Below are 15,625 nucleotides of genomic sequence, written 5' to 3'. Positions count from 1 at the left end.
CAAAGCAATCTACTTAGTTTATGTATATATTTTTCCGACTACAAATTGAACAAATCTTGCAGGAAGAATTCTTTTTAAAAATACTAAAGCTTTATAGGAAAATCCTGCAATTATTCTTACTGGTGGATTCTTTGAATTTATAATTTTCATTATAGCATTAACTACTAATGTTGGAGGCGGACCGTTTTGCTCATCTTTTTCCATGGTCTTTATAGATTTCATAAAGGTATCATGATATACAGAGTCGGATGCTTGTTTAACATATTGCCTTTGTCCGGTAAAACCCGTTTTAGTATCTCCTGGTTCAACCATGGATACCTTTATTCCAAAGTTCTTAACTTCTAGTCTCAGGGTTTCAGTCATAGCTTCAAGGGCATATTTGCTTGCACTGTACATGGATTGATAAGGTACGGATATTAATCCTGCTACAGAGCTTATATTTATAATGAGACCCTGTTTTTGTTCACGCATTTTAGGCAGCACAGCTCTGCACATTCTAAGTACTCCAAAAAAATTGGGTTCAAATTGCATTAAAGCTTCTTCTGGAGAAGTATCTTCTACTGAACCTGCAATACCATTGCCGGCATTATTAATAAGTATATCAATGGAGGGCTCGTTCTTAAGAACATAGTCCACTGCATTTTTTACTGATTCTTCCGAACAAACGTCAAGCTGTATCATTTTTATAAAGCCTATTCCTGAGTTAGCTTTTATTGTATCCTCGGTCTTTACTTTACGGGAGGTTCCATATACCTTATAGCCTTTTTCCATTAGTGTCTGTGCAGTTGCTTGTCCTATTCCAGAGGAAGCTCCAGTTATAAGTACAACTTTTGCATTACTCATTTTTTTCTCCTTCCATTTCTTTAGATTAAATAGTGAATTTAAATTATTAAGTAAACTAAAAATTAAATAAAATATAATTCCTTACAAAGTATATTATACTTTTGCAAGGGCCATACTGCAAATATAATATTACATTATATGGCAAAATAATATTAAATTTAAATTAAAATATATGTATTAATAAATTTCTATGTTAATATAATGGTATAGTTATTTTATTAAATAATTGTAGTTGTCATTGTTTTACCAATGAAGGGAGAGTAATTAATAAATGGTTGATATTTTTGAAAAATGTTATAACTTTACCGAGGCTAAAGAGGCTATTAAAGCTGGAATATATCCTTATTTTCATGCGCTTACTTCAGGGCAGGATACTGAAGTTATCATGAATGGTAAAAGAGTAATAATGCTTGGTTCAAATAATTATCTAGGACTTACATCAGACCCAAGACTTAAGAAGGCCGCAATAGAAGCTGTGGAAAAGTATGGCTCTGGGTGTTCAGGTTCAAGATTTCTTAATGGAACATTAGACTTACATATAGAACTTGAGAAAAAGCTTGCTGCATTTGTAAGAAAAGAAGACGCTTTAGTTTTTAGCACAGGATTTCAAACAAATCTTGGAATTCTATCTGCAATTGCAGCAAAAAATGATTATATAATTGGGGATAGGCAAAATCATGCGAGTATTGTTGATGCCTGCAGATTAAGTTTTGCCAAGTTATTAAAGTTTAAGCACAATGATATGCAGGACTTGGAAAGGGTATTGAAGTATATTCCAGAAGACAGCGGTAAAATAATTGTTGTAGATGGAGTATTCAGTATGGAAGGAGATATTGCTAATCTTCCGGAAATAGTTAAACTTGCAAAGCAGTACGGAGCTAGAGTTATGGTAGATGATGCTCATGGACTTGGTGTTATGGGAGATCATGGAAGAGGAACTGCAGAGTATTTTGGGCTCGAGGATGAAGTTGATATTGTTATGGGGACTTTTAGTAAATCACTTGCCAGTCTAGGGGGATATGTGGCAGCTAAGGAAGAAGTTATTCATTTTATAAAACATCATTCTAGACCGTTTATATTTAGTGCATCTATACCTCCAGCTAATGCAGCTGCGGCTATGGAAGCCTTGAACATATTAGAAAAAGAACCAGAAAGAGTTAAAAAGCTTTGGGAAAACGCTGAATTTATGAAAGCAGGTTTTAAGGCAATGGGACTTTCCATAGGCGAAACACAGACACCTATAATTCCTATTGTGGTTGGTGACGATTATCGTGCCTTTGCACTTACAATGAAGCTTTTAGAAGAAGGCGTATATGTAAATCCGGCAGTTTCACCGGCGGTTGAAAAAGGGTGTGCACTTCTAAGAACAAGTTATACTCCAACACATACAAAAGAACAGCTTGAATTTGCACTTAAAGCTTTTGAGAGAGTGCTGGGGAAAAAAGAGCAAACTGCATAGTAAAGTCCGCTTAGTGCGGACTTTTTTAAAGGATTTTTATCATGGGGGGGTTATTATGAAAAAAATCAAAGCTTTATTCAAATATACCTATAAATATAGATACAGATATTTTATAGGTATAATATTTTTGATCATTGTGGATATACTGCAGCTAGTGCCGCCAAAACTTATTGGGTATATAACCGATAGTATTTCAAATGGTACGGCAACAACAAATTATTTAATTAAGTACATTTTATACATTGTAGCTATTGCTGTATTAATGGCGGTAGGTAGATATGTCTGGAGAATGTATATAATAGGAACCTCGAGGCATGTAGAATATGATGTAAGAAATATGTATTTCAAACATCTTCAAGAGCTATCTGCTAACTTCTATAATAATAATAAGACAGGAGACTTAATGGCTCTTGCAACTAATGATTTAAATGCTGTTAGAATGGCCCTTGGTCCTGGAATTATGATGATGACTGATTCTTTAACGCTGACAGTAACAACTATAATTATTATGATGACCATCAATGTAAAGTTAACATTACTATCGCTCATTCCGCTTCCTTTCATAACCTTTACGGCTCTTAAGTTCGGCAAGACTATACATAAAAGGTTTTTAAGAGTTCAAAGAGCATTTTCAAAGCTTACCGACATGGTTCAAGAAAACTTCTCAGGAATAAGAATTGTCAAATCCTTTGTGCAGGAGCAAAAGGAATACGAAAAATTTATAAAGGAAAATGAAAACTATTTTGATACTAACATTGCTTTAGTTAAAGTTGTAGGTATCTTTCATCCATTAATAGAATTTATAGCTTCTCTAAGTTTTGTAATGCTTTTAGGGGCAGGAGGTATATTTGTTATTTATGGCAGTATATCACTTGGTGATTTTATATCTTTTAATATGTATTTGGGAAATCTTGTATGGCCAATGATGGCTGTTGGACAGGTTATCAATAATATACAAAGAGGTTTTGCATCATTAGAGAGAATAGAAAAAGTAATGCATGAAACCCCAGAGATAGCTGATAAAAAAATAGTGAATGTGAGTTCTTTGGATGGGGATATAGTTATTAAGGATTTGAGTTTCACTTATCCAGGTGCTATAGTTCCTGCATTAAAAGATATAAACTTGGAGATTAAAAAAGGAAGCACTTTGGGCATCATAGGAAGAACCGGCAGCAGCAAAAGTACCTTAGTAAATTTACTAGTAAGGCTTTATAACATACCAGAAGGAAAAATATTTATTAATGGTTTTGATATTAATAAAATTCCTTTAAAGTTTTTAAGGAAAAATATAGGTTTTGTTTCTCAAGAAGCTTTTTTATTTACATCAACTGTGGGAGAAAATATAAACTTACCTTTTGAAAGCTTAGATATGGATAAAATTATTGAGGCTTCACAAGACTCTGATATATATGATAACATCATGGATTTCCAAGATAAATTTGAAACTATTGTTGGTGAAAGAGGAGTAACTTTGTCTGGTGGCCAAAAACAAAGAATATCTATAGCAAGAGCATTAATTAAAAATCCGGAGATTTTAATCTTTGATGATTGCCTTTCAGCCGTTGATGCAAAAACAGAGGTTAAAATTCTTGAAAGTCTTAAAAAAATAATGAGAGACAGAACCTCTATTATAATTTCTCATAGAATTTCTGCTGTAAAGGATTCAAATTGCATAGCTGTTCTAGATGAAGGACAAATTGTTGAAATTGGAACTCATTCAAAGCTATTAGAAAATAAAGGACTTTACTATGACATATATGAAAAACAGTTATTAGAACAGCAAATACAGGAACATGAGGAGGTGCAGGCATGAATAAGGTAAATGAAGAAGAAGCAGTAGTTAAGGCTTATGATTCTAAACTTATGAAGAGACTATTAAAATATGCTCTGCCTTTTAAATGGCAGCTGCTTGCTGTAATTATGCTGATGTTTGTGGGGACAGGGCTTGATTTGCTTAGACCTATGCTCATTAAAAATGCTATCGATAATGATATTAATGGTTATAAAGGGGCTTATACAATTGTTCAAAGTCCGGCAGAGGGAAGCATAAAGCTCGGAAATGGCTATGTCATCAAGGGAGCAAATAAAGATGGCAAAGCAGTTTCTATGGTTTATTATAATAAAAAATATTATATTGTTGATAGCAAAGTAAAAGAAAATGGTTCCTTTACTTTAAACGTAGATAAGTTCACTCAAGATGGCAATATATATAATGCATATCAATTATCAAATGAACAAATAAGAATTTTAAGAGCTGCAGATGTATCGGATTTGATTAAAACAGTTATATATACTTTACTTATATGTATAAGTGTATTTCTTTTAGGATATCTATCCTTTTATATCTTACAAAAGACAGGACAAAAAATTATTTTTGATATAAGAAATGATTTGTTTAGAAAAGTAGAGGGATTATCTCTTTCCTTCTATGACAAAAATCCTGTGGGAAGATTGGTAACAAGGGTTACTAACGATGTTGAAGCACTTAATGAAATGTATACTGGAGTCTTAGTTTACTTATTTAAAGATATATTTATTTTAGTAGGAATACTCATTGCGATTTTTTCGATGAATGTTAAGCTCGCCCTCATAATACTTTGCTCTGTACCTTTTGTAATAATCGGTTCTGCAATATTTAAAAAATATGACAGAGATGCATATAGAGAGGTTAGGGCAAAGCTAGCAAAGATCAATTCCTCCTTGTCAGAAAATATATCAGGTATGAGGACTGTCCAAATTTATCATGTTGAAGATAAGATGTTTAATAAGTTTAATGAAATAAACAAATCTTACTTTAAGTCTTCCATGAAACAACTTACTATATTTGCATTATTTAGACCTTCAGTTGATTTGGTTTCTACATTAACACTTGCTGTACTTCTGTGGTTTGGAGGAGTTAAAGTGTTAAATCAAGAAATAGCTGTAGGAGTACTGTTTGCATTTGTAAGTTATTTAATGCAGTTCTTTCAGCCAATCTTTGACCTGACAGAAAAATATGATATACTTCAATCTTCCATGGCTTCAGCAGAAAGAATATTTATGCTTATGGATAATGAAAGTGAAATCAAGGATTTAGAAGAACCTACAAGTATTGATAGATTAAAAGGTGAAATAGAATTTAAGAATGTTTGGTTTGCTTATAATGAAGAGCAATGGGTATTAAGAGATGTCAGCTTTAAGATAAGACCAGGAGAAAAAATAGCTTTTGTAGGAGCAACTGGTGCAGGAAAGACTTCAATAATAAGCTTAATAAGCAGACTCTATGATATTCAAAAGGGTGAAATATTAATTGACGGTATAAACATAAAGCATATGAATCAACATGATTTAAGAAGAAATCTTGCAACAGTTCTTCAGGATGTTTTTCTTTTTACAGGTGATGTAAAAGGCAATGTAAGACTTAACGATGAGAGTATTACAGATGAAGATGTTATAAAGGCATGTAAATATGTGAATGCGGATAAGTTTATTGAGAAACTTCCTAATAAATATGATGACATGGTTAATGAAAGAGGAACGACTTTTTCTCAAGGAGAGAGACAGCTTATCGCATTTGCTAGAGCTATAGCCTTTAATCCGCCTATACTTGTATTGGATGAGGCTACCTCGAATATAGACACTGAAACTGAAAGGTTAATTCAGGATGCTTTAAGTAAAATAACGAAAGATAGAACTACAATTATAGTTGCTCACAGACTGTCTACAATTAAAAATGCAGATAAAATAATTGTGCTTCATAAAGGCAAGATAAGAGAGATCGGCAATCATGAAGAGCTTATCTCAAAAGAAGGACTATACTATAATCTTTACAAGCTGCAATATAAGGAACTAGAAAATCCTGCATAGTTATTAAGGTCTTGGAATTTATCCAAGACTTTATTTTTTTTAATTTTTTTATAATTTTCATTTAATATATTGTCTTTATAATAAAAATATATTAAAGCACATTGCTTGTATCAATAGGAGGAGGTAATGCATATGAGAAAATCTATTAAGCTATTATTGTTAAGCTTTATAGCGATAGTTGTTCTTGCCGGATGTTCAAGAGCTAATTTTACAAATAAAAAAGATGAGACTTTAACTCAAACGTTAAATACAAAAGCTGTTGATAATACAGCTAAGATGACTGTTAAGGAAGCAGAAAATCTAGATGACGATAAACTTATTAAGTCTATAACAAAATATGATGAAAGTGTAAATCTTAACGATATTGAACTACAAGATGAAATTAACAGCATTGATGACATTTTATCAGACAAAGATCCATTAGCGGATATTCCAAAGGATATCAGCTTAGGAAAATAAAAATATATCAAGGGAGGACTAATAATGAAAAAATTTCTTTCATTAGCACTTACTGCAGCAATGATGCTTGGTGCAACTACTACAGCATTTGCAGAGGGAACTGATGCAAATGCAAAAACTACACTTACTCCTGAACAGAAGGAAGCAAGACAAAAATTTATACCAGACTATCTTGAACAAATGACTAAATTAACTGATCTAAGAGCTCAGACTAAAACTGCACAGGATGAAAACAACAAAATAGCAGATCAAATAAAGGAAAAGCATAAAGCGCTAACTTCACAAAATAATAAAGATAGTGTAGAAAAAATTAAAGCAGTACTTGCACAAGATAAAGAATTAACAGCTCAAGCAAAAAATCTTAATACCCAAAGACAGGATTTAAAGAAAAAGTTTCAGGAAGCAGTGAAAAATAAAGATACAAAAACTGCAGAGGATTTAAAAAATCAAATTTTAAATTTAAATTCTCAAATAGAAAAAATCAGAGAGCAAATTAAGGCTAATAATGATTCGATAAAACCTTTAAAAGACCAATTAAAAGCTTATAGAGATTCACTTAAGGCAAAAAAAGATCAAACTAAACCATTAGTTGATCAATCTAAAAGTATAATTCAAAAAATAAAAGATGAGGAAAAAAACAAACAAGCACTATGGCAGACCTTTAAGTCTAATATACAAGCTAAAGATTATACTGCAGCAGGAAACACGCTTAAAGGCATACTAGATGCAAAAGCTCAAATCCTTTCTGATATAAAGTCAAGAGGAGAGGTGTTAAATAAGATTTTAGGAGTGCTTAATAGTTAATAAAAGTAGATTGCTAAACAAAGTAGCCGCAGGCTGTTGTGTAAAGACCTTAGAGCCTTGCGTAGAAAATAAAATTTTACTTTATGATAACTTTGCGTATGTTCTAAGGCTTGCAATACTGAAAAGTTAAGAGCCTCTAAGAATTCGCTTTGACTTCTTGTTGCTTTAATAGCCGCAGGCTTTAAAAAGTTTTAGCTTGCTCAGAAGAGAGGCTCTAAGCTTTTCAGTATTACTTCGCCAAGAACATGAGCAAAGTTATCAATGAAATTAAAATATTATTTTCTGCACCTGCTCTTGGTCTTTACACCCAGCCTATGTATTTTGTACGCAATTATAATTATCTATATATACGACTTACTCAATGATCGTTTTTATAGTTTTATATTTAAATATAAAACTATTTAAATATAAAACTATAAAAATATTTAAATATTTACTTGAGTCATGCTGGTTTACAGTAGATTTGATTTCTACAATATCAAAGAACATGCTTATATATTATTTTCCACGCAAAGCCCTGCGGACTTTAAATCACAGCTTGCGGCCATTTTAGTTTGCAATTTTATTAAAGTGCCTCTATACTACATCCGTATTATGTTATAAAATATTAATACATTATGAAAATTACGAGGTGCTTTATGAATCATCTTTTTATAATAAATCCGGCAGCAGGAAAAGGGAAAACATTAAAACTTATACCTGTTATTGAAAAAATATTTGAGCATAGAAATGAAAAGTATGTTATTGAGGTAACAAAAGGCGTAGGACATGCTACTGAATTGGTAAGGAAATATAGCAGCACTGAAGATTTTAGAATTTATTCAGTAGGAGGGGATGGAACCCTAAACGAAGTATTAAATGGAATGGTAAATACAAATAGCAGCCTTGCGGTTATTCCAAGCGGATCAGGAAATGATTTTATTAAAAGTATATATAATTATTCCAAAAAAGAAAAAATCGAAGACATTTTTTTAAAAATGATAGATGGAAAAGAAAAATATATAGATTTAGGAATAGTCAATAATAGATACTTTTTAAATATTGCATCGGCAGGCTTTGATGCAGAAGTAGCTTATAATGCTATAAAACTAAAAAAAATGCCATTTATAGGTGGAAAGCTTGCATACATATTAGGAATTATTATTACAGTTTTTAAATATAAGAGCCCAGATTTGCAAATAATTATAGACAATAGAAAATTTAATATGAAAGCTTTACTTGTTGCTGTTGCTAATGGAAGGTATTATGGTGGCGGAATAAATGTAACTCCAGAGGCCAAAATAGATGATGGTATATTTAATGTATGTAACATTGAGGAGGTATCGAAACCAAGAATTTTAGTATTATTTCCAAAGGTTATAAAAGGAACTCATTCAAAAATAAAAGAAGTTCATTTTCAAAATGGAAAAAAGATAAAATTAGTAAGTCCTAAAATAATTTCTTTTAATATTGATGGGGAAATAAGCAGGGGAAAAGAAGTAGAATTTAGTATGATAGAAAATGGGATAAAGATAGTTTGCCCATAGAAAAAAGGTTCAATAGTTTTTATTAAACTATTGAACCTTTTTATATATATAATGCAATAAAGTTCTTACATTCATGATGTCACAAAATATCCAATCTTCAAGGATTTTTGGCACATCATGAATGTATTAGAACTTTTGCATTGTATATATTAATGTTTCTTAACAAGAATATATATGCCAAGTAAAATTAATATAATAGGAAGTACAAGACTGTAATTCAGCCAAGGAAGCAGCTCGCCATAAATCATAGAAAATAATCCTATTAGACCTATAGAGCCAAGTATAAATACTGGCACAAGAAGTCCTGACGACCTATGTCCAAATATATATAGCTGAAATAAACCAAAAGCAACAGATAAAACACAAATTGGCCAGATAATTGTTGCAAATCTCCAATCTGTATAGGTTTGAAAAAGAAATAGTAAACCTATTACAGTTAAGATTCCTCCAGGTACTAATAAACCAGAATCTCTTCTATTTATAAAATATCCGAATTCAAAACATAAACCAGGTATTAGTATAAATAAAGGCCATAAATAGCTAATACTTAATAAATTGATTCCATAGACTCTATTTAATAGTATTAATATGCCAAGAAATATAAGCAGAATTCCCCAGGTAATATTATTGCGTTTCATTAAAAACACTCCTTTAACTAAGATTTAATATAATATCATAATAGTATATTACTACAATTTACTATTATTGTATAATATTTAACTATAATATTCTATAAAATTACGACATTTTTTAGTTGATTTTGGGCAATGTTAAGTTTATGTTAACCCATATTTACATATGTTTAAATATTGTTAACAGTATGCTATAATTCAACTTGTGCGTTTAGGTTAATTATTTATCAAAATAAATTTTTAGGCAAAGGGAGGATTCTTAAATGTCTATGTTAACTCCAAAAGAAGACAAGTTTTATGATTTATTTATTGATTCAGCTCACATAACTCATGAGGCTGCAATAAAGCTTAGAGACCTTTTGAAGGATCTTGGAAACATGGAAGAAAAGGTAAGACATATCGAGGAATTAGAACATAAAGGTGATAAACAAGTTCATGACATATTAGAACAGCTTAACAAAACTTTTATAACACCTATTGATAGAGAAGATATCTACACCATAGCTAAGCAGCTTGATGATATTTTAGATTTTGTTGAAGCTACAGCTCATAGATTTATAATGTTTAATGTTAAAACAGCACAGCAGGATGCAATCATTTTAGCTGATATGATAGTTAATTCATGCAGTGAAGTTATAAATCTTATGGAAGAGCTTAAGAATATGAAGAAGAGTAAAAAATTAAGTGAAAAGATTATAGAAATAAATAGAATAGAAGATGAAGGCGACAAAATATATAGAAGAGCTATATCAAATCTATTTAGTGGTGAGACTTCAACGCTAGACGTAATGAAGTGGAGAGAAATATATGAATATGTAGAGCAGACTCTTGATGCTTGCGAAGATGTAGCTAATACAGTTGAAGGAGTTGTAATGAAACATGCCTAGTGGAGTTTTGATAATTACTATAGCAGTAGTAATTTTAGCTTTAGGCTTTGACTTTATAAACGGTTTTCATGATACTGCAAATGCTATAGCAACATCAGTATCTACAAGAGTATTGACTCCTAGAGTTGCTATCTTAATGTCAGCAGTTTTAAATTTTGTTGGTGCTTTTTTAAGTTCAGAAGTTGCTAAAACTGTTGGTTCAGGTATTATAGATCCTAAAGCTGTAATTCCTGAGGTTGTTATTGCTGCTTTAATAGGAGCAATTATCTGGAATCTTATTACATGGTATTTTGGGATTCCAAGCAGTTCCTCTCATGCTTTAATTGGTGGATTACTAGGTTCTGCTATAGTTTACAAGTCAATGTCTTTAGCGGTTGTTAACTGGATGCAATTATGGAATAAGATTATATTATGGCTTATATTATCTCCTGTAATAGGTTTTGCAGCAGGTTATATTATAATGATTGCTCTTCAGTGGATATTAAGAAAGACAAGACCTGCTACAGTTACGAAGGTTTTTTCAAAGGCTCAAATAGCATCTGCAGCTGCTATGGCTTTGAACCATGGAATGAATGATGCTCAAAAGTCTATGGGTATTATAACTATGGCATTAGTTAGTGCAGGAGCATTAACAACCTTTACTGTGCCAACCTGGGTTAAGTTCTCCTGTGCAGTAGCTATGGCTTGTGGAACATCAATAGGCGGCTGGAAAATTATAAAAACTATGGGTCATAATATGGCAAAGCTAGCACCGGTTAATGGGTTTGCTGCGGAGACAGGAGCAGCAGCTGTTATCTTTACTGCATCCATGATGCACGCACCTGTAAGTACAACTCATATAATTTCTACATCGATAATGGGTGTAGGAGCATCTAAAAGATTATCTTCTGTTAGATGGACAGTTGCGAAAAATATAGTTTGGGCTTGGGTTTTAACAATACCAATCTGTGCTGCATTATCTGGTGTATCAATATTTATTATTACAAGAGTTTTTGGATTATAGTTTAATTAAAGAGAGGTTTGAAAAAACTTCTCTTTTTTTCATTTAATTGGCATAAAAAGCGTTAGACTTTTTATATAATTTAAAGTAAAATAAAAATGTTGTTCTTCTCTGCAAGTATGAAGTGAATTAGACTAAATGGTGGCTTAGGGAGGTTATTTAATTGAGCTTTTTTTCCTTATTAACAATTGCCCTTGCATTATCTCTTGATGCATTTGGAGTGGCTGTATGTATTGGGCTTAACAATCAAGTTAGAAGAAATAATAAATATTTATTTGCACTATCCTTTGGATTCTTCCAATTCTTTTTTTCTTTAATAGGAGCTTATGCAGGATTTTTATTTAATACATACATAGCAAGTGTGCCGGAGGTTATTGGGGGAATTGTAATAGCCATCGTAGGTTGTCTTATGATTAAAGAGGGTTACGAGAACAAAGGAGAATGTCCTCTTATTAAACCTAGCATGTACATAGTTCTTGGAATGTCTGTAAGTATAGATGCAATGGTTGTAGGCTTTACGGCTTTAGATAATATTAAGAGTGCAGCAGCGGTGTTCACTGATACTTTATTTATAGGAATAGTTACCTTAATAATTTCTCTTGGAGCTTTTTTATTAGCAAGATATTTAAGAAGGGTAAATGCTATTGGAAAATATGCAGATTATTTAGGCGGTATAATACTTATTATTTTTGGACTTAAAATGATTTTTTTATAAGATACATATTTAGAAAGGTTACAAAGTGCACTGTTAATGTCAGGCAATTTGTAACCTTTAATTTTTTATATTTATAGGTTTTATGGTAATATTATATTTATACGATTTTATATTTTTGTTTTTTAGGTGGTGGAAATTTTGTTATTACAGATAATTATAGTTGTTATCTTAATTGGAATAAATGCTTTCTTCGCGGCGGCAGAAATAAGTGTAATATCCTTAAGAGAGATGACTTTAGAAAAAAAAGCCAGTGAAGGAGATAAAAAAGCAGAGCAGCTATTAAGTATTATTAGAGAACCGAGTAAGTTTTTAGCAACCATTCAAGTAGGTGTTACTTTAGCAAGCTTTTTTACATCAGCTTCAGCTGCTGTTGGTTTGTCAAAGGTATTAGAGGGACTTCTCATTAAAAGTAATGTTGAGTTTCTTGTAAGATTTGCATCTACAATATCTTTTGTATTTATAACAATATTAATATCTTTCTTGTCATTATTATTTGGAGAATTAATTCCTAAAAGACTTGCCCTTAGAAAATCAGAACTTATAGCATCTATGTCAGTTGGTGTAATTAAAGTAATCGATATAATTGCTAAGCCTTTAGTAATTGCATTAACAAAAGCAACAAATTTTTTTGTAAATCTTATTTATGGGTCAGAAAGTGAAGATGTTGAACAGATAACTGAAGAAGAAATTAGAATGATGATTAATGTAGGCGAAGAGAGAGGAATATTTAGAAAAGCAGAGACAGAAATGATAAACAGCATATTTCAGTTTGATGATACTACAGTAAGTGATGTTATGACACCAAGACCGGATATCGTGGCACTTGATATAGAAAGCAGCTTTGATGAAACACTTAAGATAATTATAGAAGAAAAGTATTCTAGAATACCCATATATGAGGGCAGCATCGATAATATAATTGGTATTCTTTACACTAAAGATATTATAGATTATATGGCATTTAACAGTGAACAGGATGAGTTCAGTTTAAAGAATTTTATTAAAGAACCTTATTTTGTAACAGAATATATGAAAATTGATAAGCTTCTAAAAGAAATGCAAAAAAGAAGCATGCATATAAGCATTGTAATTGATGAATATGGTACTACTGCGGGATTGATTACAATCGAAGATATGCTTGAGGAGATAGTTGGTAATATTTACGATGAGTACGATGAAATGGAAGAAGAGATAGCTATAAAAGGTGAAAATGAATTCGAAGTTGACGGCGGAATAAACATGAGCGAGCTAAATGAGTTATTAGAATCAAATTATGAAGAAAATTATGATACAGTCAGCGGCTTAATGCTGGATTACTTTGGGAGATTTCCGAAAAAAGGAGAGTGTATCATAATTGAAGATTATAAGTTTACAATATTAGAAGTAGAGAACAGAAGAATTAAAAAGATACTAGTTAAAAAGCAGAGTGAATAAAAAAACTTATTATTTTTTTGCACAGTATGTTATAATATTACCATAATAGTAAGTGTGGTGATAGCATGGATATAGAAACTTATCTTAAAAAATCTAGCATAAAAGTTACAAAAGGAAGATTAAATATACTTCAAATATTATTAAACAGTGAAGATGCTTTAAGCGTAGATTATATATATGAACAGTGCAGAAAAAAAGAATTACCTATTGATCTTTCAACTGTTTACAGAACTATGGATATGTTTGAAAATAAAAAGCTAGTAGATAAGTTCGACTTAGGTGACGGAAAATATAATTATAAGCTTAAGAAAGAAATACACAAGCATACCCTCGAATGCTGCCTTTGTCATAAGGAAGTAGAAATAGATTGTCCAATGGTTCAAATTGAACAAATTATTAAAAATAAGACCGGTTTTACATTGATGGAACATGAACTTAAAATTAAAGGTGTTTGTGATGAATGTAAAAGCAATTCAAAATAATAAAGAGTGAAAGCTGTTAATGCTTTCACTCTTTTAGTTTAATGCAAATCTTTAAATACTAAACCCTTAACAACTAACACTATAACTAATACTATAACTGAAACTAATGCTATAGTACCACCGGGAGCACTATTAATATAATAAGAGGATACTAGACCAAGTATTATGTCTATAAATCCAAATAATATAGAATAAAGAAGCGTGCTTTTAAAACCTTTGTTTAATTGAAGAGCTGATGCTACCGGAATTACAATCATAGATGAAATAACTAAAATACCCATTATTCTAATAGAAACAGCAATTGTAGCTCCAACTAAAAGTATAAATATATAATTAATAAGTTTTACATTTATACCGGTTATGGAAGCACCTTCTTCATCAAAGGTTATGTAAAGCATTTTATTATATAGAAACAATAATAATATGATTGAAATAACACTCAATATGGATATCAAATATAAATCTGAAGATGATACAGTCAAGATGCTCCCAAACAGATATGTATTAACATTTGCACCTGATTTTCCTGTACTTATAAGTAATATTGCTACCCCAATGCTAAAGGTAAGCACTATAGACATAACGATCTCGGCATATTTTTTGTAATAATTTCTTAAAAACTCAATTATAATTCCGCAAATTGAAGTGAATATAAACGCACTGAGCAGTGGATTAAAACCAAAAATAAGTCCAATTGCAATACCAGCAAAGGATGAGTGTGATAAAGTGTCTCCCATCATGGAGTATCTTCTTAAAACAAGAAATACACCGACTAAGGGGCATAAAACAGATATCAAAATGCCTGCCATAAGAGCATTTTGCATAAAGCTATATTCCAGCATATTTTCCTCCAAACAAAACTTTTAAAAAGTTATAAATTCTTAAGTTCTTATATATTTTTATATTCCTCAGCAGTATAAAGAATCCCATTACCTTTTTCAAGTTTATATATATGTGTTGAATTTTCTATAGCTGCGTTAAGGTTATGCTCTATAGAAAGCACTGTAACATTATGTTTAACATTAAGCTCCTTTAAGATTTCATAAATCTCTTTTTGACTCATAGTATCTATACCAGTTGAGGGCTCATCCAGCACTAACAGCTTTGGTACAGCCATAATAGATCGAGCTATAAATATTTTTTGCTGCTGTCCTCCAGATAACTTGCCTATTAAAGAATTTTTAAACCCTAACATACCAACCTTTTCTAAGGATTCGGTTATTAAATCCTTATTTTTCAGCTTTAAGGCTTTTAAGTGACAGCTGAGCATTTCATACACAGTAATAGGAAATTGAGAATTGTAGCTTTCCATTCTCTGAGGAACGTACCCAATTTCAGTAGTATTAATATCAATAGAGCCAGAGCTAGGTTTTAAAAAACCAAGAATAAGCTTAACAAAAGTACTTTTTGCACTCCCATTTTCTCCTAATATAGAAACATATGAACCGCTTTCAATGTGTAAGTTTATGTTGTTCAATATGTATGGAGAAGAAGGATTATAAGAAAAACATAAGTTTTTAACTAGTATCATATATATC

General features: G+C 31.2%; 15 protein-coding genes. 11 read left to right on the top strand and 4 right to left on the bottom strand.

The genetic code is table 11. The features are described from left to right. Positions 1-18: 18 nt before the first annotated feature. Positions 19-843 carry an SDR family oxidoreductase gene (locus tag JK636_RS12965; protein ID WP_202749438.1) on the bottom strand — a complete coding sequence of 275 codons (825 nt, stop codon included), beginning with the start codon at positions 841-843 and terminating at the stop codon, positions 19-21. 271 nt (positions 844-1,114) lie between these two features. On the opposite strand from JK636_RS12965, the gene JK636_RS12960 reads away from it, so the two are divergent. From JK636_RS12960 to JK636_RS12935, 6 genes are all read left to right on the top strand, one after another. Further along, on the top strand, positions 1,115-2,302 hold the full coding sequence (locus JK636_RS12960) for an aminotransferase class I/II-fold pyridoxal phosphate-dependent enzyme (RefSeq protein ID WP_202749437.1): 1,188 nt from the start codon (positions 1,115-1,117) through the stop codon (positions 2,300-2,302). A 55-nt stretch (positions 2,303-2,357) separates the two neighbouring features. Beyond that, positions 2,358-4,115, top strand: coding sequence for an ABC transporter ATP-binding protein (locus tag JK636_RS12955; RefSeq protein ID WP_202749436.1), 1,758 nt, complete (start codon positions 2,358-2,360; stop codon positions 4,113-4,115). Continuing rightward, complete coding sequence (locus JK636_RS12950) at positions 4,112-6,148, top strand: ABC transporter ATP-binding protein (RefSeq protein WP_202749435.1); 2,037 nt, start codon at positions 4,112-4,114, stop codon at positions 6,146-6,148. Before JK636_RS12955 ends, JK636_RS12950 begins: the two co-directional genes overlap by 4 nt. Positions 6,149-6,280: 132 nt before the next feature. Further along, positions 6,281-6,607, top strand: a complete 327-nt coding sequence (locus tag JK636_RS12945) for a hypothetical protein (RefSeq protein ID WP_202749434.1) — start codon at positions 6,281-6,283, stop codon at positions 6,605-6,607. 24 nt (positions 6,608-6,631) lie between these two features. Next, the gene (locus tag JK636_RS12940) at positions 6,632-7,411 is read left to right on the top strand and encodes a hypothetical protein (RefSeq protein ID WP_202749433.1); all 780 of its coding nucleotides are present in this window, start codon (positions 6,632-6,634) and stop codon (positions 7,409-7,411) included. Between the two features lie 638 nt (positions 7,412-8,049). Continuing rightward, positions 8,050-8,937: a diacylglycerol/lipid kinase family protein gene (locus tag JK636_RS12935; protein ID WP_202749432.1), complete on the top strand. Its 888-nt coding sequence runs from the start codon at positions 8,050-8,052 to the stop codon at positions 8,935-8,937. Positions 8,938-9,086: 149 nt separating this feature from the next. Here JK636_RS12935 and JK636_RS12930 read toward each other — a convergent pair whose 3' ends face one another. Beyond that, positions 9,087-9,575, bottom strand: coding sequence for a LiaF transmembrane domain-containing protein (locus JK636_RS12930; protein ID WP_202749431.1), 489 nt, complete (start codon positions 9,573-9,575; stop codon positions 9,087-9,089). A 257-nt stretch (positions 9,576-9,832) separates the two neighbouring features. On the opposite strand from JK636_RS12930, the gene JK636_RS12925 reads away from it, so the two are divergent. The 5 genes from JK636_RS12925 (at position 9,833) to JK636_RS12905 (ending at position 14,087) form a co-directional block, all read left to right on the top strand. Next, positions 9,833-10,456 (top strand): DUF47 domain-containing protein, encoded by a 624-nt coding sequence (locus JK636_RS12925; RefSeq protein ID WP_202749430.1) that lies wholly within the window; start codon positions 9,833-9,835, stop codon positions 10,454-10,456. Further along, a complete protein-coding gene (locus JK636_RS12920; RefSeq protein ID WP_202749429.1) occupies positions 10,449-11,459 on the top strand; it encodes an inorganic phosphate transporter in 1,011 nt (336 codons plus the stop codon). Before JK636_RS12925 ends, JK636_RS12920 begins: the two co-directional genes overlap by 8 nt. A gap of 160 nt (positions 11,460-11,619) precedes the next feature. Then, positions 11,620-12,171: a manganese efflux pump MntP gene (locus JK636_RS12915; RefSeq protein ID WP_202749428.1), complete on the top strand. Its 552-nt coding sequence runs from the start codon at positions 11,620-11,622 to the stop codon at positions 12,169-12,171. A 129-nt stretch (positions 12,172-12,300) separates the two neighbouring features. Continuing rightward, complete coding sequence (locus JK636_RS12910) at positions 12,301-13,605, top strand: hemolysin family protein (RefSeq protein WP_338025778.1); 1,305 nt, start codon at positions 12,301-12,303, stop codon at positions 13,603-13,605. A 65-nt stretch (positions 13,606-13,670) separates the two neighbouring features. Continuing rightward, complete coding sequence (locus JK636_RS12905; RefSeq protein ID WP_202749426.1) at positions 13,671-14,087, top strand: Fur family transcriptional regulator; 417 nt, start codon at positions 13,671-13,673, stop codon at positions 14,085-14,087. Between the two features lie 38 nt (positions 14,088-14,125). Here the strand turns inward: JK636_RS12905 and JK636_RS12900 are convergent, their stop codons facing one another. Together JK636_RS12900 and JK636_RS12895 are read right to left on the bottom strand one after the other, a co-directional pair. Further along, a complete protein-coding gene (locus JK636_RS12900) occupies positions 14,126-14,929 on the bottom strand; it encodes a metal ABC transporter permease (protein WP_202749425.1) in 804 nt (267 codons plus the stop codon). 47 nt (positions 14,930-14,976) lie between these two features. After that, positions 14,977-15,618 carry a metal ABC transporter ATP-binding protein gene (locus JK636_RS12895; RefSeq protein ID WP_202749424.1) on the bottom strand — a complete coding sequence of 214 codons (642 nt, stop codon included), beginning with the start codon at positions 15,616-15,618 and terminating at the stop codon, positions 14,977-14,979. Between the last annotated feature and the right edge of the window lie 7 nt (positions 15,619-15,625).

It is taken from the genome of Clostridium rhizosphaerae (assembly GCF_016765585.1).
Classification (GTDB): Bacteria; Bacillota; Clostridia; order Clostridiales; family Clostridiaceae; genus Clostridium_AT; species Clostridium_AT rhizosphaerae.
The sequence above is the reverse complement of the archived record's forward strand: the minus strand, read 5'-3'. Positions and strand labels throughout refer to the sequence as shown.